We start from the raw sequence: 16,844 nt of genomic DNA on the forward strand, positions 1-16,844 counted from the left end.
GACCTCAGGCGCTGCGAAGCGTGATGTTATTGCACGCTTCGCAGACCTCAGCCGGTATGAGCCCCCTGCGCTGCAGGAAACCAAAAATGGCGCAGCCCAGGCAAAAACCGACGAATGCTTCCAGCGAAGCAGCCACGATGAGAAGGGCCAGCAAAACCCACGCGGCTGGCTGGTAACCAATGAAGAACAGCACGACGGCGGCGCTCGTCAGTGCGGCTCCGATGCCTTGGGCGAAGCGCTTGGGAGGACCGGCTACAAGTTTGGCGTGCCCGATCCTGGGTGCCAGGACTTTGACGGACAGCAGGGCCAGCGGAGAAATGCGGGGGCCGAACAGCACACGCAGCCAGAAACCGACGGCCAAGGCGACCAGCCCCCATGCCCACCCGGTCAGAAGCGTGGCAACCGCCAGCACCACTACCAGCCCCGCGGTGATCCGTGCTGCATATTCATTGACTGGGTTGGGGAACGCGAAAACACTCCGCCAATCAACCCCACTGCTCACGGGAGCATCCGCTGGCTGGCTCACCGGTGCTGGGGGAAGAGAGGGCTTGGTCATGTACCAAGGCTAGGAGCGCGGCCGATCCGGCGGGAAGCATTGTTGCGCAGTATGACCCAATCGCACTTTAACAACCTCATCCCCGCCCCTTTCTCACCTGCCCAGAGGCAGATCCTGTCCAAGCGCCGATCCGCTCCGTGACGACGCTCGCGATAGTCCGGCGGGCACACCGCGGGATGTGAGAGAGCGTGTGGGAAATGGGGGCGGGATGTGAGAGAGCGTGTGGGACGCTCTTAGGCGCCGCCGACCATCTGGAGGAACTCACCTTCTGAGACAACCTCGATCTGCTGGCCCTTGGCGTGAAGTTCAAGGACCCTTTTGGCTTTGCCCGTCAACCGCCCGGCCCGAAGATCGCCAGCCACGAACCCATCGCCAACGATCAACACAGTGGTCCTTGCGGTTACCCGGCTCTCCGGCCGTGCGCCCATGTCTGCTGCCCGGGATTTCGCTTCCGGTCGGGTGATGGTGAGGTCGCCCGTGAAAACCACGGTCTGCCCGAAGAGCGGGTGGCCCGGTTCTGCCGCGGGATTCGGCAGGGGGTTGGGGCCTTCTTCCGGCCACGCTGACCAACCAACAGGAACAGCCTGTCCCGGCGTACGGTCCATGGTGCTGCCGGTCCTGGCTGCGATCGCAGACATGGTTGCTTTGGACAGGCCGAGCGCGGGGTCGAAGGCGGGCTGCTGGGGCAAGGTGAGGCCCAGCGAAAGATAGAGTTCGGCGATGCTGTTGGCGTTGTTGCGCCGGGCAATGTCCACCAGGATGCCGGCGCAGGCACGGGCATCCTCGGCAGCGTCGTGGTGGTTGACCAAGGGCACACCCGCCTCCTCTGCCGCATACGGCAAAGAGTTGGACACCAGCGAATAGCAGCGACGGGACAGCATCACGGTACAGACATAGTCATAGGCAGGCCCGGCAAGACCGGAGACTTCCAGGCCGGACCGGATGACTCCAAGGTCGAAGGCTGCATTATGGGCGGCGAGCACGTCGCTCCCAAAGAACGCGCCGATTTCCGGGAAGAGCTCCCCGAACCTGGGGCGACCAGCCACGTCCTCGGCGCGGATGCCATGAATGCGGGTGTTGTGGAACTCGAAGTGATCGTGGTTCTCCGGTGGTCGCATCAGCCAGGAGGCTTCCTCAACTACCACGCCACCGCGGACTTTGCTGAGGCCAACCGAACACGGCGACCCCCTGAAGCCGTTGGCTGTTTCAAAGTCGATCGCCGTAAAGTCCAATGCCACTGGACAAGGTTACAGGCGGGAAGGGCCGCCCTTGGCCGATTTCTACGGCGGGGCGGCCCTTCCGGACTTCATTGTGGCGAACGCTACATCGCCACGTTTACGGCGTGGCTCGACGAAGGGTGGTGTAGGAGCCTGCGGCAAGTACGACGCACAGGAGGGCTGCCCACCCGCTGATGCTCAACGGTGTCTGCTGGGCAAACCAGGCTCCAACATGTCCCCACCATTCAAGCAGCGTGGTGAGGGCGGCAAGGCCGATCAAGGCAATCGACGTTCCCAACGTTGAGACCAGCGTGCCAGTGGTTCCCCATCGCTTGAAAATGGTGGCGAACCAGAATCCGATGATGAACATGAACATCATCACCACGAAGAAGAACGCTGCCGTGGAATACCAGGGACCGTCCGTTACCCACGGAATGCTAAAGAAGAATCCGTAGACGCCCCAGCCGTTGGTGGCACGTTCAATGACGCCACCCAGCAGGTAAAGGCCCGTCATGCCCAAGGCGATGAGCGAGAAGAGTCCCAAGGTACCCAGGTAGAACGCCCGGCGGCTGATGCTCAAGCCCTGGGAGAACGGGAAGACCAGGGTCATGCTCTGTATCCCGAGGACCAGGAAGTACCACATGGGAGCCTGGCTGCCGCCACCGTATTTGCCCTCATTGACGGGAATGAGCGCGAAAATCGCCAGCGACATCAGGAAGGATGCCGCCAGGATGGTCAAAGGCCATCCGATGTACGTCCATTTGTTGATCAGTTGCATCCGGGCAACTGCTACCGTCCTGCTCATCGCCTTGCCTCCATCGTGTCATCGGCGAAGTCTCCAGTACCTGTTCCGGTGGCGGCCGCCCCGGCCATGGTCTTGCGGACCACCAACTGCTGCAGGGAAACGGGCGACAACTCAAGTCCCAGCTCCTGGGCTTCGGTCCGCTCACGGCTGTCCAGTGCCTCGTCCACGGTGACGGACGCCAAAGAGCCCAGCGTTTCGCGGTGGAGGATCTTCCGGCCGGCCAGGAAGGCGTCCACCTTGTCCGCGGAACCGGAAACGGTGACAGCCGAACCACGAATGTCCTCCGCATCAGCGTCCATGATGATCCGGCCCCGATCGATAACAACTACGTGTTCCAGGAGGTTGGCGACCTCATCGATCAGGTGGGAGGACAGGATGATGGTTCGCGGGTACTCGGCATAATCCTCTACCAGCCGGTCGTAGAACAACTGCCGGGCTACGGCGTCGAGTCCCAAGTACGGTTCATCGAAGAACGTCAGTTCCGCGCGTGAGGCGAGGCCAATAATGACGCCGACGGCGGACAGCTGTCCGCGGGAGAGCTTCTTGATCCGCCGTTTGACCGGAAGCTGGAAGTCCTCGGCCAGCCGGTCCGCGAATTCCTGGTCCCAGTTCTTGTAGAACAACGCAGCTGAGCGGAAGGCGTGCTGGGGCTGGAAGTCATCCGGGTATTTTTGGGATTCACGGATGAAGCAAATCCGGGACAGTACAGAGTCGTTCTCGTAGGCGCTGGCACCGAAGACGAGGGCTTCCCCCGAGCTTGCGAAGGCCTGGGCTGTGAGGATGGACATCAAGGTAGTCTTGCCAGCGCCGTTGCGTCCCAACAAGCCGTAGATGCGGTTGGCCGTGAGGCTCAGGTTGACGTTATCCAGCGCGTTGAGCTCTTTGTAATGCTTGAACAGGTTACGGGCCTCGACGATGGTGTCGTTCACAGGGCCGCGCTCCTTTCCTTGTCTGTTCCGGATTCCGGCGCGAGTCCGGAGCTGCGTTCAATCATGGTGTTCAGCTGCTCTGCCGAGATGCCCAGCTTGCGGGCTTCCAGCGCCAGCGGCTTCACGTATTGTTCGAAGAATTCCTCGGTGCGGCGCGCTATCACCTGGGCGCGCGCCCCTGTAGCCACGAACATCCCTATCCCCCTGCGTTTGTAGAGAATTCCTGAATCCACCAGCAGGTTGACGCCCTTGGCAGCGGTTGCCGGGTTGATGCGGTGGAACGCTGCGAACTCGTTGGTGGAGGGCACTTGCGACTCTTCGGCCATACTGCCGTCCACGATTCCGTTCTCGATGAGTTCGGCGATCTGCATAAAGATCGGTTTGCTGTCATCGATCATGAGCACCGCCGCCTCACTGGTTCATTACTCATGTAACTAACCATACAAGCAGTGAGGCAGGAGTCAAGGGTCTCCCCCGAAAATCACGACGACGGCCGTCAAGTAGGCTTGTTGGGTGATCTTTTCTGCGATGAGCGACCTTGCCGTATCCACCATCGGGGGCGCTGGACCGGTGCAGCCAGCCATGGCCTCGTTCCTGCCGGACTGGTTGAACCCCCAGATCTTCCTGGCCGACCCGGCCCTCGCCCCCTGGGTTGTGCTGCTTGTGTGCGGCATCGTCTTTGCCGAAACAGGTCTGCTGGTGGGCTTTTTCCTCCCCGGCGACTCCATGCTTTTTACCGCGGGTCTCCTGGTGGCCACAGACACCATCAAGTTCAACATCTGGGCGTTGGCGGCCCTGATCATCGTCTCTGCGATCATCGGTAACCAAACCGGTTACCTCATTGGTTCCAAGGCCGGCCCTGCGATCTTCAACCGCCCCGACTCCAAGCTCTTCAAGAAAGAGAACGTCGAAAGTGCCCATGCTTTCTTTGAAAAGCATGGCGGCAAGGCCTTGATCCTGGCGAGGTTCGTCCCCATCATCCGCACTTTCGTGCCCGTGATCGTGGGCGTGGCCCAGATGGACAAGCGGAAGTTCTTCCTCTTCAATGTCATCGGCGCCCTACTCTGGGGTGGCGGTGTCACCCTGCTGGGTTACGTCCTTGGCGATCGGGTGCCGTGGGTCAGCGACAACCTGGACATCATCTTCATCGTCATCGTCCTCATCTCGGTCATTCCGGTCTTCATCGAGGTAGCCCGTGGTTTCATGGCCAAGCGCAAGGCGGCTGCACAAGGTACCGACCCCGTGGAGGAATTCATCGAGGAACACGAGGGCGGCAAGCACGGCGAGCACTGAGCGCCGGAGACCAGCTCCAACAAGTAATGGCACCCCGCATTCGCGGGGTGCCATTTGTTTTGTCTGGAGGGTACTAGTTCGAACCGGCCTTCAACAACGCGGAAACGATCGACGGAAGCAACGCCCGGAACGCCTGTCCCCGATGGCTGATGGCGTTCTTCTCCTCGGAGGTCAGTTCCGCGCAACTCCGGTCCATTCCAGCCGGCTGCAGGACGGGATCATAGCCGAAGCCACCTTCACCGCGAGGTTCACGCAGCAGCGTTCCCTCCAGCTGGCCGTACTCCACGGTTTCCTGGGCAATGCCGTCAGGTCCGGGAACGGCCAAGGCAGCGGCACAAACAAACGCTGCACCGCGGAAGGAATCCGGCACATCGGAAAGTTGCGCCAGCAGCAAGTTCAGGTTGGCGACATCGTCCCCGTGCCGTCCGGACCAGCGTGCCGAGAAAATGCCCGGCGCCCCGCCCAGTACATCCACGGCCAAGCCTGAGTCGTCCGCGATGGCCACCAGGCCAGTCGCCTCAGCGACTGCGCGAGCTTTAAGGAGCGAGTTCTCGGCAAACGTCACACCCGTTTCGGCAACGTCCGGCGCTCCGGCCGCAGCGGCATCCACTACCTGGGTATCGACGTCCAACCCCGGAACCTGGCCTCGAAGAAGTTCGCGGAGTTCCTTCAGCTTGCCCTTGTTGTGGGTTGCAAGGACCAACCGGGGCTGGTCCACACCTGCGGCGCTCACGGAGCCTCCGCCAGCGTCTCACGCTGGATGGCGGACAGCTGGGTGGTACCCAGCAGGGCGAGGTCCAGCAGTGCGTTGAGCTCGTCGCGGTCGAAGGGAGCGCCTTCAGCGGTGCCCTGCACTTCCACGAACTTGCCGGAGCCGGTGACCACCACATTCATGTCCGTCTCGGCGCGGACATCTTCAACGTATGGGAGGTCCAGCATGGGGACGCCGTCGATGATGCCCACAGAGACTGCTGCGATGGTGTCCACCAGCGGCTCGGCGTTGCGGGCAATGAGCTTGTTCTCGCGGGCGAAACGGATGGCCTCTGCAAGCGCCACATAGGCGCCGGTGATCGCGGCCGTGCGGGTGCCGCCGTCCGCCTGCAAGACGTCGCAGTCCAGGACGATCGTGTTCTCGCCGAGGGCTTTGGTATCAATGATGGACCGCAAAGAACGGCCGATAAGGCGCGAAATCTCGTGGGTGCGCCCACCGATCTTTCCCTTGACGGACTCCCGGTCCGAACGGGTGTTGGTAGCCCGGGGAAGCATGGCGTACTCGGCGGTGACCCAACCGCGGCCCTCCCCCTTGAGCCAGCGGGGTACGCCCTCGGTGAGCGAAGCCGTGCACAGAACCCGGGTGTTGCCGAACTCGATCAGCGCCGAGCCCTCGGCCTGCTTCGACCAACCGCGGGTGATGCTGATGGGGCGCAGTTGGTCGGGAGTCCGGCCATCAGCGCGGATGACGGGTGTGGCGGTAGCTTCAGAAGTCATGCTCCAAGCTTAGCGACGATGACGGTGGTACCCGTGCCGCCTGCCGCTAGATCGTGTAATGCACCCCGGCAACCGCCACGGCGACGTCGCCTGCGAAGACAGGCTTGGCCTCGGACAATACTTTGGTTTGCGAGGTCCACACAGGAATATGCGTGAGGAGCAGGCGCTTGGCACCGGCGTTAGTCGCCGCTTCACCCGCCCGTTTGCCCGTGAGGTGCACGTCCTTGATGTCGTCGTCCCGGCCTTCCTCGAACGCCGCCTCGCAGAGGAAGAGATCGGATCCCTTGGCCGCGTCCTCCAACCCTTGGCAGGAATCGGTGTCCCCGGAGTAGGTCAGGACCTTGGTGACAGGGACCCCGTCCTTGCCCGGTTCCGTGGCCGTCACCCGGAGGGCGTAGGCCTCTTCCACAGGATGGTTAACGGCAAAGGGCGTCACGGTAAAGGGACCGACCGTAACGGGCTTGAGCTCAGTCCAGTTGGTGAAGTCGAATTCCTCATGCATGCCCGGGTCCAGCTCAAGTCCGTAGGCTGTGGCCATTCTGTCCGCGGTAGCCGCAGGACCCCACACGGGAAGCCTGTCCCTGCCCCAGCCGCCGGGCTTCCAGCGGACCGCGACGTGGAGTCCGCACAGATCCATGCAGTGGTCCGGGTGCAGGTGGGTGAGGAAGATCGCGTCAATGTCCTCCAGATCGGTGTAGCGCTGGATGGCACCGAGGGCACCACTGCCCAGATCCATCACAATCTTCCACTCGCGCTCACCGTCGTGCGCTGTCACCAGGTAGCACGACGCCGGGGAGCCCGGACCGGGGAAGGAACCGGTGCACCCTACGATGGTCAGTTTCACCAGGCACGCCCCATGGTTGCGCCGGCATTGAGGATGTCATCGGGCTGCACGAAGTAGGACCGCCGCGACAGGCCGGATCCGGAACGCGCCGCTTCCAGCATTTCAGGGGTTATGCGAGCCAAGCTCCCTGTGGGGTACTGCGCGGCAACGTGGTCCACGTGCTTCACCGAGAGGACTTCCGGTCCCAGGAAACGGCGGGCCAAGGTCTCGAATTGGGCGGCGTCACCGGTGGCAATGAATTCGTGACTCGGAGCGCTGGGCTCGGTGCGCTGGATGCCGTTGTTGGCCAGTGCGCGGTAGACGTCCTTGGCGGTTTCCTCGGCGCTGGACACCAGGGTGACATCCTCGCCCATTACGAAGGAGATCACACCGGTCAGCAACGGGTAGTGGGTGCACCCCAGGACGACCGTATCCACGCCCGCTTGCTTGAGCGGCGCCAGGTACTCATTGGCAGCAGCCAGGAGGTCAGCTCCCGTAGTAACGCCGGCCTCTACGAAGTTCACGAACGCGGGGCACGCCACGGACGTGATGGTGAGGTCCGGAGCAGCGGCAAACGTATCCTCATAAGCCCGCGACCCCACGGTCGCAGAGGTCCCAATCACCCCAATCTTGCCGGAACGCGTTGCAGAGACGGCACGCCGGACTGCGGGCTGGATGACTTCGATGACCGGAATGCCGTACCGGGCCGTGTAGCGTTCCCGGGCATCCCGGAGTACGGCGGCCGAAGCGGAGTTGCAGGCGATGGTCAACAGCTTGACGCCTGAGTCCACCAGTTCATCCATGACGCCCAGGGCGTTGGCACGTACTTCGGCGATGGGCAGTGGACCATAGGGCCCGTTGGCGGTGTCGCCCACGTACAGGATGGACTCGTTGGGAAGTTGGTCGATGATGGACCGCGCCACCGTCAAGCCGCCCACGCCGGAGTCGAAGATGCCGATCGGGCGCGCCCCCACGATGCCCCCGGTGCTGGTGGAGGCGCCACTGCCCTGGGCGCCCGCTGAACTGCCCGATGCTGAAGTCATAATTATTCGAGAATAAGGCTTCCCATGGTGTGCGGCCATTACCTGTGGTCTCCGCCTCGTGTCTGATGTGTCACAGGACGGGAACTCCGTCGGCCGCCCGGATCAGGATTTTGCCTGCCTGGCGGACATCATGGCCTGCACCAAGGACTCCTGCAGCCATGTGGTGAAGTTGTACACCAAGGCCAAATAGCTCTCCACGTCCTCCGCCTGGCTCCAGTCCTGCATGCTGTGGATGTGCTCGGCGTCTGCTTCGTCCCGGATGTCCAGGCGTTCGGCCAGCACCAGCCGAACGTCGTTCAACGCCATGGACCAGCGGGTGGCATCCTCCAGCGTCAGGGCAAGGTCGTCCTTGTCCAGGCCCATGGCCGTAGCCTTCAAGGCACCGATCTTATTCTCCCGGACGGAGCGTTCGGTGAGTTGCCTGAATTCCAGGGAGCCGCCGTCGTCGTCCTTCATGACGTTCGGCAAGAGCCGCAGAAGTGCGCGGTCGCTGGGCTGCTTCACGTCCATGTCCAACCCGATCAGCGCCGCCAACGGGTCCTCATTTTCCCGGACATCGGATTCCAGCATGGAAATTACATCGTCCAACAAACCGCGAAGGAGGTCCCGTTCCGCCGGTTCAAGGTATCCAGTGATGCCCTTGAGACCGTACTTGAATGCCTTAGCCACGTTGGCGGCCGCCCTTTCCGGGTGTCTCGTTGCCGCTGGCGGCTTTCTCCACCGTTGCCCAGAGGCCGAAGCCGTGCATGGCCACCGCGTGCTGCTCCACTTGTTCCTTGCTCCCGAACGCCACGATGGACCGGCCCTTCTTGTGGACCTCCATCATCAGCTTGTGTGCTTTGGACTCGGAGTAACCGAAGTAACTCTGGAACACGTAGCTCACGTAACTCATGAGATTGACGGGATCGTTCCAGATCACCAGGTTCCAGGGGACATCAGGGGCTGTCAGGACATCGGTGGACGTCTGCTCTGCAGCTTCCGTCCGTTCATCGATGTCTGTGCCAAACGCAACGCTAGGGCTCATCTGTCCATTCTATGGCGGCTCGCACTAGAGTGAATTCGTGAGTAGAGCCACGTCGTGGGACCACCCCGCAACTTCCTTGTACACAGACCACTACGAACTGACGATGCTTCAGGCCGCCCTTCACTCGGGTGCCGCCCATCGCCGGTCGGTGTTTGAAGCCTTCGCCCGGCGACTGCCTGACGGCCGCCGCTACGGCGTGGTGGGCGGCACCGGACGCCTGCTGGAGGGCATCGCCGACTTCCGGTTCGGCGACGCCGAGCTCGCGTTCCTGGAGCAGAACAAGGTGGTCAACCAAGAGACCCTGGACTACCTGGCCAACTACAAATTCAGTGGGGACATCTGGGGTTATGCCGAGGGCGATGCCTACTTCCCCAATTCCCCCATCCTCATCGTGGAATCCACGTTCGCTGAGGCCTGCATCCTGGAAACGTACATCCTCTCAGTCCTCAACCACGACAGCGCCATTGCCTCCGCTGCCTCGAGGATGACCTCTGCGGCCGGTTCCCGGCCATGCATCGAGATGGGGTCCCGGCGCACCCAGGAGGAATCGGCGACGGCGGCCGCACGCGCCGCGGTAATCGCTGGCTTCGCCAGCACCTCCAACCTGGAAGCCGGGCGGCGGTACGGCATCAAGACCGTAGGCACCGCGGCACACTCCTTCACGCTCCTCCATGACACCGAACGTGAAGCCTTCGAAGCACAGATCGCGGCCTTCGGGCCCGGAACGTCGCTGCTGGTGGATACCTACGACGTCGAGACGGCGGTGCGAACCGCCGTCGAACTCGCCGGCGACAAGCTCGGAGCGGTACGACTCGATTCAGGCGACCTGGTGGCCCAGGCCCAGTGGGTCCGGCAGATGCTGGACGACCTTGGCAACGTCAATACGCGCATCGTGGTGACCTCGGACCTGGACGAGTTCGCCATCGCGGCCCTGCAGTCCGCCCCGGTGGACTCGTACGGGGTGGGCACCTCTCTGGTTACCGGCTCCGGCGCCCCCACAGCCAGCATGGTCTACAAGTTGGTCAGCCGCACCAACGACGCCGGCGAATTCATCTCCGTTGCCAAGGCCGCCAAGAACAAGGCAAGCGTGGGCGGACGCAAATACGCCCTCCGCAAGCTCAATGAACGGGGCCGCGCCACCCATGAAATCGTGGGTATCGGCCACCGGCCCGAGGATGACGGCAACGACCGCTCGCTGCTCCAGCAGTTCGTCAAGAACGGCGAGGTACTGCCCGGGTGGACCGGCCCTGAAGGCGTAGTCCGGGCCAAGGAGAGGCACGCGGCCACCATGGCTGAACTGCCCGCCGTCGTGAACCGCCTGCAACGCGGCGAAGCTGCCATTCCCACCATCTACGAGGAGAACTGATGTCCAGGGCCCTGATCATCGTCGATGTGCAAAACGACTTCTGCGAGGGAGGCACCCTCGCAGTTGAAGGCGGAGCCGCGGTAGCCGGCGCCATCACCGAATTTGTTGACGCCAACCAGCAACACTTCGACCACATCGTGGCAACCCAGGACTGGCACATCGAACCCGGAAGCCACTTCTCCGACGAACCCGACATGGTGGACTCCTGGCCGCCACACTGCCAGGCCCGGACGAAAGGGGCGGAGCTCCACGAGGACCTGGACCCCGAGTACATCCAGGCCTACTTCCGCAAGGGACAGTACACGGCTGCCTACTCCGGTTTTGAGGGCGTCCTGGCGCCGGAAGACGACGTCCCCACGGGCGACCTGAAAGCCGGAGCCGCGGTGGCGGAAGTCCTTGATGAAGACGCGATCGGCTTGGACGACTGGCTGCAGAGCCACGATGTCGAAGAGGTTGTGGTGGTGGGTCTCGCCACCGACTACTGCGTCAAAGCCACCGCACTCGATGCCATCCAGGCCGGGTACAACACCTCCGTGATCGCCGGGCTCACGGCAGGCATCGCCGAGGACCTCTCCGAGGCGTTCGACGAAATGGAAGCGGCCGGCGTCGAGGTTGAACGCGACTGACCCTCCCATCACCTATCAGCACACGAAAGGGCGCCGCAGAAAGCGGCGCCCTTTCGTCTGTCTGCCAGTCGGCCTTGTCTGTCCCTACCAGCCCCTGCCTACCCCTGCCTGACCAAGGCAGGGTGGCTACTTCCTGCCGATGAACCAGTCCTGGAGCTTCCGCAGGCGGGCCTGCAGCTGCTCCTCGTTGGCCTGGGCAACTGCCGGCCCACCACACACTTCACGCAGCTTGGTATGAACCACTCCGTGCGGTGTACCGGTACGGGCCGACCATGCAGCCACGTTCTTCGCCAGCTCGTTCCGGAGGTCCATCAGCATACGGTGGTCAGGAATTGCCGGCGATGCCGCAGCAGCCAACGGCGACTGGCGTTTCTTCCGTGACTGCTGTTCGTGCTGGCGCTGACGCAGCAGGGTTCCAACCTGTTCGGCGTCCAGAAGTCCTGGAATGCCAAGGAAGTCCAGTTCCTCGTCGGAACCGATGTCCGCTCCCGTGCCGAACTCGCCGCCGTCGAAAAGCACGCGGTCAAATGACGCCTGTGAGTCCAGGGCCTCGAACTTTCCCTTGGTCAGCTCGTCTGAGGCCTTGTCCTCGCGGTTGGCCTCCGCCATCAGGTTCTCTTCGGGGCTGAAGAGTCCGTCGTCGTCCTTCTCGGGACGGTCCAGCGCATGGTCGCGCTCCGCCTCCATGGTATTGGCGAGGATCATCAACGGAGGTACTGACGGCAGGAACACCGACGCCGTCTCTCCCCTTTTGCGGGCACGCACGAAGCGGCCAACGGCCTGGGCAAAGAACAGTGGCGTTGACGTTGACGTTGCATAGACGCCCACCGACAGGCGAGGAACGTCCACGCCTTCGGACACCATGCGGACGGCCACCATCCAGCGTTTGTCGCCGGCGGAGAACTCCTCGATCTTGCTGGAGGCCTTCGAATCATCCGAAAGGATCACCGTGGGCGACTGCCCCGTGATCTTCTTCAGCTGCCCGGCGTAAGCGCGTGCGTCGTCGTGATCCGTGGCAATGACCAAGCCACCGGCATCCGGCACAGTCCTCCGTACCTCACTGAGCCGCTTGTCCGCCGCAGCCAGCACGGCTGGAATCCATTCGCCCGTGGGGTTCAACGCCGTGCGCCAGGCCTGCGAGGTGATGTCTTTGGTGACGGCAGCCTCACCAAGCGAGGCTGCCATCTCGTCGCCAGCGCTGGTCCGCCAGCGCATCTGGCCCGAATAAGCCATGAAGAGCACCGGGCGCACCACGTGGTCCCGCAAGGCGTTGCCGTAACCGTAGGTGTAGTCCGCCTTGGAACGGCGGATACCGTCCCGGTCCTCCGCGTACTCGACAAAAGGAATAGGCGAAGTATCCGAACGGAACGGCGTACCTGTCAGCGACAGGCGCTTCGCGGCCGGGTCAAAGGCCTCACGCAGCCCGTCTCCCCACGAGAGGGCTTCGCCGCCGTGGTGGATCTCGTCCAGAATCACCAGGGTGCGGGCAGCTTCGGTTTTCGCCCGATGCAGCATGGGCTTGCTGGCCACCTGCGCATACGTCACAGCTACGCCCACGAACCCGCGGCCGTGCTGGCCATCGGAGTTCTTGAAGTTGGGATCGATGGCGATACCCACCTTGGCTGCAGCATCTGCCCACTGCCGCTTCAAGTGGTCGGTGGGTGCCACGATGGTAATGCGGTTCACCACTCCGCTGTCCAGCAAGGTGGTGGCAATCCGCAGCGCGAAAGTGGTCTTACCCGCACCCGGCGTAGCCACGGCGAGGAAGTCTTTCGGGTTACGGGTCATGTAGAGATCAAGGGCCTCCTGCTGCCAGGCACGGAGCTTGGGGGCTGTACCCCACGCGGCACGTTCCGGATACGCCGGAGGCAGGGATGGACCGCCAAAAAGTGTTTCTGTCATGCTGATTCCCCCGGCCTGACGGCAGCGACAAGTGTCCCACGCTCTCCCGGCACGCCGCAGCGGACCGCGAGGCGGTAACGATCAGAAGGGGCCTGTGTTCTCTTCCCACCCACTACTTGGAGTTGCCCGGGCCGCCGTTTTTTCCACCGTCGTTGCCGGGGCGGAGGCCTTCGTAAATCTCCTTGCACTCCGGGCAGACCGGGAACTTCTGGGGATCGCGACCCGGCGTCCAGACTTTGCCGCACAGGGCAATGACGGGTTCGCCGGTCAGAGCCGACTCCATGATTTTTTCCTTGCGCACATAGTGGGAAAACCGCTCGCGGTCGCCGGGCTCCACTTCCTGGCGCGTTTCCTCGCGCTCAATGGTGGCAGTGGACGTTCCGGCTCCGGAAAGCTCGCGCATGGGGTCGTTTTCGAATGGATCCGGAGGAAGCGTAGTCATGCCAAACATCTTACCGTCTACAGGCCCTGCCACTCCGGCTTATTGTCGTAGGTGTGCCGATAGTAGTCCGCCAATTTCAACGATGACGCGGCAGCCTCGTCCACCAAGATCGTGGCGTGAGGGTGCATCTGCAGAATGGATGCCGCACATATTGCCGCTACTGGGCCTTCCACGAAATCGCGCACGGCCTGAGCCTTTTGAGCGCCTGTTGCGATCAACACCACGTGCCGGGCGTCCATGATGGTCCCCAGGCCTTGCGTCACAACGTGGTGGGGAACGTCGTCGATGCTGTCGAAGAAGCGGGCGTTGTCCTTGCGGGTCTGTTCGATCAGCGTTTTGATGCGCGTCCTGGAAGCCAGGGAGGAGCCGGGCTCGTTGAAGCCAATATGCCCGTCCGTGCCCACGCCCAAGATCTGGAGGTCCACGCCACCCGCAGCCTTAATGGCGTCTTCGTAGCCTTGGCACGCCGCCTCGAGGTCTTCTGCCGCACCGTCCGGCCCATGGACGTTCTCAGGCTTGATGTTGACACGGTTGGTGAATTCGCGGCGAATGACCTCGCGATAGGACTCCGGGTGTCCGGCTTCCAGGCCGACGTACTCGTCCAAGGCGAAGCCGTGGGCCTGGCTGAAATCCAGGCCCCCGGCTTCATAGCGACTCGCCAACTCGTCGTAGACAGGCAGCGGCGAGGACCCTGTTGCCAGGCCCAGCACAGCGTTCGGCTTGCGGCGGACCAGCGCCTCGATGGCGTCGGCGGCAAGCGCACCGATCTGTTTGGTGCCAGGGAGAATGACAACTTCCATCGTCACGCCTTTCTAGGTAAGGGTCGTCGAACTATCTGTCTGAGAGGTTATCCCATGTCCCACCTTTGGGCATGGTTGTTACGCAACTAGCGGTTCACACTGAGCTGGGCGAACATTTCAGGACCACGGGCGTCCAACCATTTTCCACCGAGACGGACCCCCACTACGAACAGTATGACGCCGAGCAAAGGACCAACGGCCAGGTTGATCCAGCCCGCCTCAGGACCGCCGCTGAACGCCTGGACAGCCACCAGGGCAAGTTCCGGGATCAGCAGTAGCGCCAGGACACCCATCCCCACGGCCTGGACGGCCAGGGTCTGAGCCACGTTTCCTGGCGGCTTCTTGAAGGGGCTGTCGCCCGGGAGGGGCACGGCGATGTTGTAGCGCGCAGAAATCACGGAGGAAAGGCCCAGGCCCGTGAAGAGGGTACCCAGCGACAAGCCCAGGAGGTTGGGCAGCCATTGCCAATCACCCGTGACGAAAAGCGGTCCGACCGTGAAGACCAGCACCACAGGGAGGGAGATGGCCAGGCAGGCCATGGCCCGTCCCAGCCGGTCGTCAACCCCTCGAACTCCGGCAGCAAGGTGCAGGGCAAATGCAGTGTTGTCGTAGGAAACATCAGCGCAGATCGACCATGCCATCATGAAGGCGGTCAAAGGCCCAAGGATCATGAGCAAGCCATAGCCACCTCCCTGTGAGCCGCTGAAGAAGAAGAGGACCGGGAACAGCGGGACAATCACCAAAGATGCCGCATAGCGGGGGTCCTTCATCCAATAGATCAAAGCCCGCGCGGCAACAGCACCAGACGGCGTTGCGGGAAGAAGGCCGAACAGTCCAAGCTTGCCGCCCTTCCTGGCCGATCCTCCGGAATAGGGAGGTGTCACCAGGGCGCGTTGCAGCAGGAGATGCCAGCACAGGAGGAGACCGGCAATGGTGACCGCCGAGATCAGGAACTTCAATCCTGCCGCTGCGAAGTCACCGGCCTCAAGATCGCCCCCGAGGGACCACGCGGCACCAAGTGGTGTCCAGGAGACAGTGCGGGCAAGCACGGGGAGATAGTCAGCGCTGCTTCGTACCCCGTCGACGACACCAACCATGATGGGCCCCAGCAACATCAATGGGATGAACACGATGATGCTGCTGACATCCTTGAAGCGTCGCGAGGAGGCAAGACCGGCAGTCGCCGTCGTCACCACTTTCGACAACACCACGCAGGTGAAGGCTCCCAAAACCGCCCCCACCAACGCCCCGGTAACGGCCGGAACGCTGCGCCACCAGGTTCCAACAGACCCCAAGGCCGCTATGAGGGTAGCCAGCCCCGGAATCCCGATGAAGCCCGCCAGGGCGAGTCCGGCCAGCAGTTGCCTTGGCGGGATAGCGAACGTGGTGAAACGTGCGGGATCCAGGGTCATGTCCGCAGCCGAGGCAACGAGCGGAATGATCGCCCATCCCAGGACAGTGGCGGCACCGCCCAGGACCACAACGGTGTGGGCAATTTCGGCGTCGGCCCACCGAAGGGCAATCAAGCCGCCCACCAGGAGGACCAGGACGCCCAGGGCATAAAGCAGCCCGAGGGCCATGCCGACCAACTGCCAAGGACTGCGCTGGAACCCATTGAGAAGCAGTTGCCACTTCAGGCCTAGAAGGTGCGCAACCATTCCAGCCCCTCCGTCCGGTGTCCGCCGCCCACCAATTGGACAAAGCGCTCTTCCAGGGTTGACCCGTTACGGACCTCGTCCACGGATCCCGCCGCCAGCACGCGGCCACCGGCCACCACTGCAACATGGCTGCACATGCGCTGGACCAGATCCATCACATGGCTGGAAACGATCACGGTGCCGCCTGAGGCGACGTAGCTTTCAAGAATGCCGCGGATGTTCGCAGCGGACACCGGGTCCACCGATTCGAACGGCTCGTCCAGGACCAAGAGGCGGGGCGCGTGGATCAGGGCGGAAGCCAAAGCGATCTTCTTGGTCATACCGGCCGAGTAATCAACCACCAAAGAGCCGGCGTCCGCTTCAAGGTCCAGGGCTGCCAACAATTCAGACACCCGGGTCCCGACAACATCGCGGTCCATGCCGCGCAACAGTCCCGAGTAGGTGACCAGCTGCTCGCCCGTCAGCCTGTCAAAGAGGCGTACACCATCAGGCAGGACCCCCATGAGCTTCTTGGCCTCCAGCGGCCGCGCCCAAACGTCCACGCCGTGAACCAGGGCCGTGCCGAAGTCCGGCCGCAGCAATCCTGTAGCCATGGAAAGAGTGGTGGTCTTTCCGGCACCGTTGGGACCGACCATCCCAAAGAACGACCCCGCGGGTACCTCGAGGCTCACACCATCGACGGCGATCTTCTCTCCAAAGCGCTTGGCCAAGCCTCGAATGGACAGCGCAGCAATCGGCGCCCCCGCAACGGAACCTTCGCTCGGTGCGGCTGGAGCCGCGGCCTGGGGCGGTTGCAGGGCGTGTGGCGGCGCGTCAAGGTGTGGCGGCGCGGACATGGGCGTGGGTTCATGGCGTGGTTCCGTCATGTGACC

19 protein-coding genes are annotated in these 16,844 nt (G+C 62.9%); 3 read left to right on the top strand and 16 right to left on the bottom strand.

Annotation, left to right across the window (positions count from 1 at the left end; genetic code table 11):
• Positions 1 to 4 precede the first annotated feature (4 nt).
• From FQP90_RS09930 to FQP90_RS09950, 5 genes are all read right to left on the bottom strand, one after another.
• Positions 5 to 556 (bottom strand): DUF4395 domain-containing protein, encoded by a 552-nt coding sequence (locus tag FQP90_RS09930; RefSeq protein ID WP_144649732.1) that lies wholly within the window; start codon positions 554 to 556, stop codon positions 5 to 7.
• A gap of 233 nt (positions 557 to 789) precedes the next feature.
• Positions 790 to 1,794 carry an exonuclease domain-containing protein gene (locus FQP90_RS09935; protein ID WP_144649734.1) on the bottom strand — a complete coding sequence of 335 codons (1,005 nt, stop codon included), beginning with the start codon at positions 1,792 to 1,794 and terminating at the stop codon, positions 790 to 792.
• Between the two features lie 97 nt (positions 1,795 to 1,891).
• Positions 1,892 to 2,578: a hypothetical protein gene (locus tag FQP90_RS09940; RefSeq protein ID WP_144649736.1), complete on the bottom strand. Its 687-nt coding sequence runs from the start codon at positions 2,576 to 2,578 to the stop codon at positions 1,892 to 1,894.
• Positions 2,575 to 3,507, bottom strand: coding sequence for an ABC transporter ATP-binding protein (locus tag FQP90_RS09945; protein WP_144649738.1), 933 nt, complete (start codon positions 3,505 to 3,507; stop codon positions 2,575 to 2,577). The genes FQP90_RS09940 and FQP90_RS09945 overlap by 4 nt, the downstream gene beginning before the upstream one ends.
• Entirely contained in the window at positions 3,504 to 3,905 is a 402-nt protein-coding gene (locus FQP90_RS09950) for a GntR family transcriptional regulator (protein WP_144649740.1), read from the bottom strand. The genes FQP90_RS09945 and FQP90_RS09950 overlap by 4 nt, the downstream gene beginning before the upstream one ends.
• A 130-nt stretch (positions 3,906 to 4,035) precedes the next feature.
• Here FQP90_RS09950 and FQP90_RS09955 point away from each other — a divergent pair, with 130 nt between their 5' ends.
• Positions 4,036 to 4,800: a DedA family protein gene (locus FQP90_RS09955; protein ID WP_144650038.1), complete on the top strand. Its 765-nt coding sequence runs from the start codon at positions 4,036 to 4,038 to the stop codon at positions 4,798 to 4,800.
• 73 nt (positions 4,801 to 4,873) lie between these two features.
• Here FQP90_RS09955 and rdgB read toward each other — a convergent pair whose 3' ends face one another.
• The 6 genes from rdgB to clpS form a co-directional block, all read right to left on the bottom strand.
• Complete coding sequence (rdgB, locus tag FQP90_RS09960) at positions 4,874 to 5,533, bottom strand: RdgB/HAM1 family non-canonical purine NTP pyrophosphatase (RefSeq protein ID WP_144649742.1); 660 nt, start codon at positions 5,531 to 5,533, stop codon at positions 4,874 to 4,876.
• Positions 5,530 to 6,288 (bottom strand): ribonuclease PH, encoded by a 759-nt coding sequence (gene rph, locus FQP90_RS09965; RefSeq protein ID WP_011775233.1) that lies wholly within the window; start codon positions 6,286 to 6,288, stop codon positions 5,530 to 5,532. The genes rdgB and rph overlap by 4 nt, the downstream gene beginning before the upstream one ends.
• A 46-nt stretch (positions 6,289 to 6,334) precedes the next feature.
• Positions 6,335 to 7,132, bottom strand: coding sequence for an MBL fold metallo-hydrolase (locus FQP90_RS09970; RefSeq protein ID WP_144649744.1), 798 nt, complete (start codon positions 7,130 to 7,132; stop codon positions 6,335 to 6,337).
• On the bottom strand, positions 7,129 to 8,193 hold the full coding sequence (gene murI, locus FQP90_RS09975) for a glutamate racemase (RefSeq protein WP_144649746.1): 1,065 nt from the start codon (positions 8,191 to 8,193) through the stop codon (positions 7,129 to 7,131). Before murI ends, FQP90_RS09970 begins: the two co-directional genes overlap by 4 nt.
• A gap of 63 nt (positions 8,194 to 8,256) precedes the next feature.
• Positions 8,257 to 8,823, bottom strand: a complete 567-nt coding sequence (locus FQP90_RS09980) for a DUF2017 domain-containing protein (protein WP_144649749.1) — start codon at positions 8,821 to 8,823, stop codon at positions 8,257 to 8,259.
• On the bottom strand, positions 8,816 to 9,178 hold the full coding sequence (gene clpS / locus FQP90_RS09985; RefSeq protein WP_018776321.1) for an ATP-dependent Clp protease adapter ClpS: 363 nt from the start codon (positions 9,176 to 9,178) through the stop codon (positions 8,816 to 8,818). The genes FQP90_RS09980 and clpS overlap by 8 nt, the downstream gene beginning before the upstream one ends.
• Before the next feature lie 37 nt (positions 9,179 to 9,215).
• On the opposite strand from clpS, the gene FQP90_RS09990 reads away from it, so the two are divergent.
• Together FQP90_RS09990 and FQP90_RS09995 are read left to right on the top strand one after the other, a co-directional pair.
• Positions 9,216 to 10,544, top strand: coding sequence for a nicotinate phosphoribosyltransferase (locus FQP90_RS09990; protein WP_144649751.1), 1,329 nt, complete (start codon positions 9,216 to 9,218; stop codon positions 10,542 to 10,544).
• The gene (locus FQP90_RS09995) at positions 10,544 to 11,170 is read left to right on the top strand and encodes an isochorismatase family protein (RefSeq protein ID WP_144649753.1); all 627 of its coding nucleotides are present in this window, start codon (positions 10,544 to 10,546) and stop codon (positions 11,168 to 11,170) included. Before FQP90_RS09990 ends, FQP90_RS09995 begins: the two co-directional genes overlap by 1 nt.
• 126 nt (positions 11,171 to 11,296) lie before the next feature.
• Here FQP90_RS09995 and FQP90_RS10000 read toward each other — a convergent pair whose 3' ends face one another.
• The 5 genes from FQP90_RS10000 to FQP90_RS10020 form a co-directional block, all read right to left on the bottom strand.
• On the bottom strand, positions 11,297 to 13,072 hold the full coding sequence (locus FQP90_RS10000) for a DEAD/DEAH box helicase (protein ID WP_144649755.1): 1,776 nt from the start codon (positions 13,070 to 13,072) through the stop codon (positions 11,297 to 11,299).
• Positions 13,073 to 13,184: 112 nt separating this feature from the next.
• Positions 13,185 to 13,523, bottom strand: coding sequence for a DUF3039 domain-containing protein (locus FQP90_RS10005; RefSeq protein WP_089595519.1), 339 nt, complete (start codon positions 13,521 to 13,523; stop codon positions 13,185 to 13,187).
• Between the two features lie 8 nt (positions 13,524 to 13,531).
• Complete coding sequence (gene nagB / locus FQP90_RS10010; RefSeq protein ID WP_144649757.1) at positions 13,532 to 14,314, bottom strand: glucosamine-6-phosphate deaminase; 783 nt, start codon at positions 14,312 to 14,314, stop codon at positions 13,532 to 13,534.
• 86 nt (positions 14,315 to 14,400) lie between these two features.
• Positions 14,401 to 15,972 (bottom strand): transporter, encoded by a 1,572-nt coding sequence (locus tag FQP90_RS10015; protein WP_144649759.1) that lies wholly within the window; start codon positions 15,970 to 15,972, stop codon positions 14,401 to 14,403.
• The gene (locus FQP90_RS10020; protein WP_434371372.1) at positions 15,954 to 16,808 is read right to left on the bottom strand and encodes an ABC transporter ATP-binding protein; all 855 of its coding nucleotides are present in this window, start codon (positions 16,806 to 16,808) and stop codon (positions 15,954 to 15,956) included. The genes FQP90_RS10015 and FQP90_RS10020 overlap by 19 nt, the downstream gene beginning before the upstream one ends.
• Between the last annotated feature and the right edge of the window lie 36 nt (positions 16,809 to 16,844).

The sequence above is a fragment of the Paenarthrobacter nitroguajacolicus genome (assembly GCF_007786235.1).
GTDB lineage: Bacteria > Actinomycetota > Actinomycetes > Actinomycetales > Micrococcaceae > Arthrobacter > Arthrobacter nitroguajacolicus_A.

What these genes read in the sequence shown, in the direction of transcription:
- FQP90_RS09995 (WP_144649753.1), top strand. Translation starts at nt 10,544, where the DNA reads ATGTCCAGGGCCCTGATCATCGTCGATGTGCAAAACGACTTCTGCGAG.
- rph (WP_011775233.1), bottom strand. Translation starts at nt 6,288, where the DNA reads ATGACTTCTGAAGCTACCGCCACACCCGTCATCCGCGCTGATGGCCGG.
- murI (WP_144649746.1), bottom strand. Translation starts at nt 8,193, where the DNA reads ATGGCCGCACACCATGGGAAGCCTTATTCTCGAATAATTATGACTTCA.
- FQP90_RS10020 (WP_434371372.1), bottom strand. Translation starts at nt 16,808, where the DNA reads ATGTCCGCGCCGCCACACCTTGACGCGCCGCCACACGCCCTGCAACCG.
- FQP90_RS09955 (WP_144650038.1), top strand. Translation starts at nt 4,036, where the DNA reads ATGAGCGACCTTGCCGTATCCACCATCGGGGGCGCTGGACCGGTGCAG.
- FQP90_RS10005 (WP_089595519.1), bottom strand. Translation starts at nt 13,523, where the DNA reads ATGTTTGGCATGACTACGCTTCCTCCGGATCCATTCGAAAACGACCCC.
- clpS (WP_018776321.1), bottom strand. Translation starts at nt 9,178, where the DNA reads ATGAGCCCTAGCGTTGCGTTTGGCACAGACATCGATGAACGGACGGAA.
- FQP90_RS09950 (WP_144649740.1), bottom strand. Translation starts at nt 3,905, where the DNA reads ATGATCGATGACAGCAAACCGATCTTTATGCAGATCGCCGAACTCATC.
- nagB (WP_144649757.1), bottom strand. Translation starts at nt 14,314, where the DNA reads ATGGAAGTTGTCATTCTCCCTGGCACCAAACAGATCGGTGCGCTTGCC.
- FQP90_RS10000 (WP_144649755.1), bottom strand. Translation starts at nt 13,072, where the DNA reads ATGACAGAAACACTTTTTGGCGGTCCATCCCTGCCTCCGGCGTATCCG.
- FQP90_RS09940 (WP_144649736.1), bottom strand. Translation starts at nt 2,578, where the DNA reads ATGAGCAGGACGGTAGCAGTTGCCCGGATGCAACTGATCAACAAATGG.
- FQP90_RS10015 (WP_144649759.1), bottom strand. Translation starts at nt 15,972, where the DNA reads ATGGTTGCGCACCTTCTAGGCCTGAAGTGGCAACTGCTTCTCAATGGG.
- FQP90_RS09930 (WP_144649732.1), bottom strand. Translation starts at nt 556, where the DNA reads ATGACCAAGCCCTCTCTTCCCCCAGCACCGGTGAGCCAGCCAGCGGAT.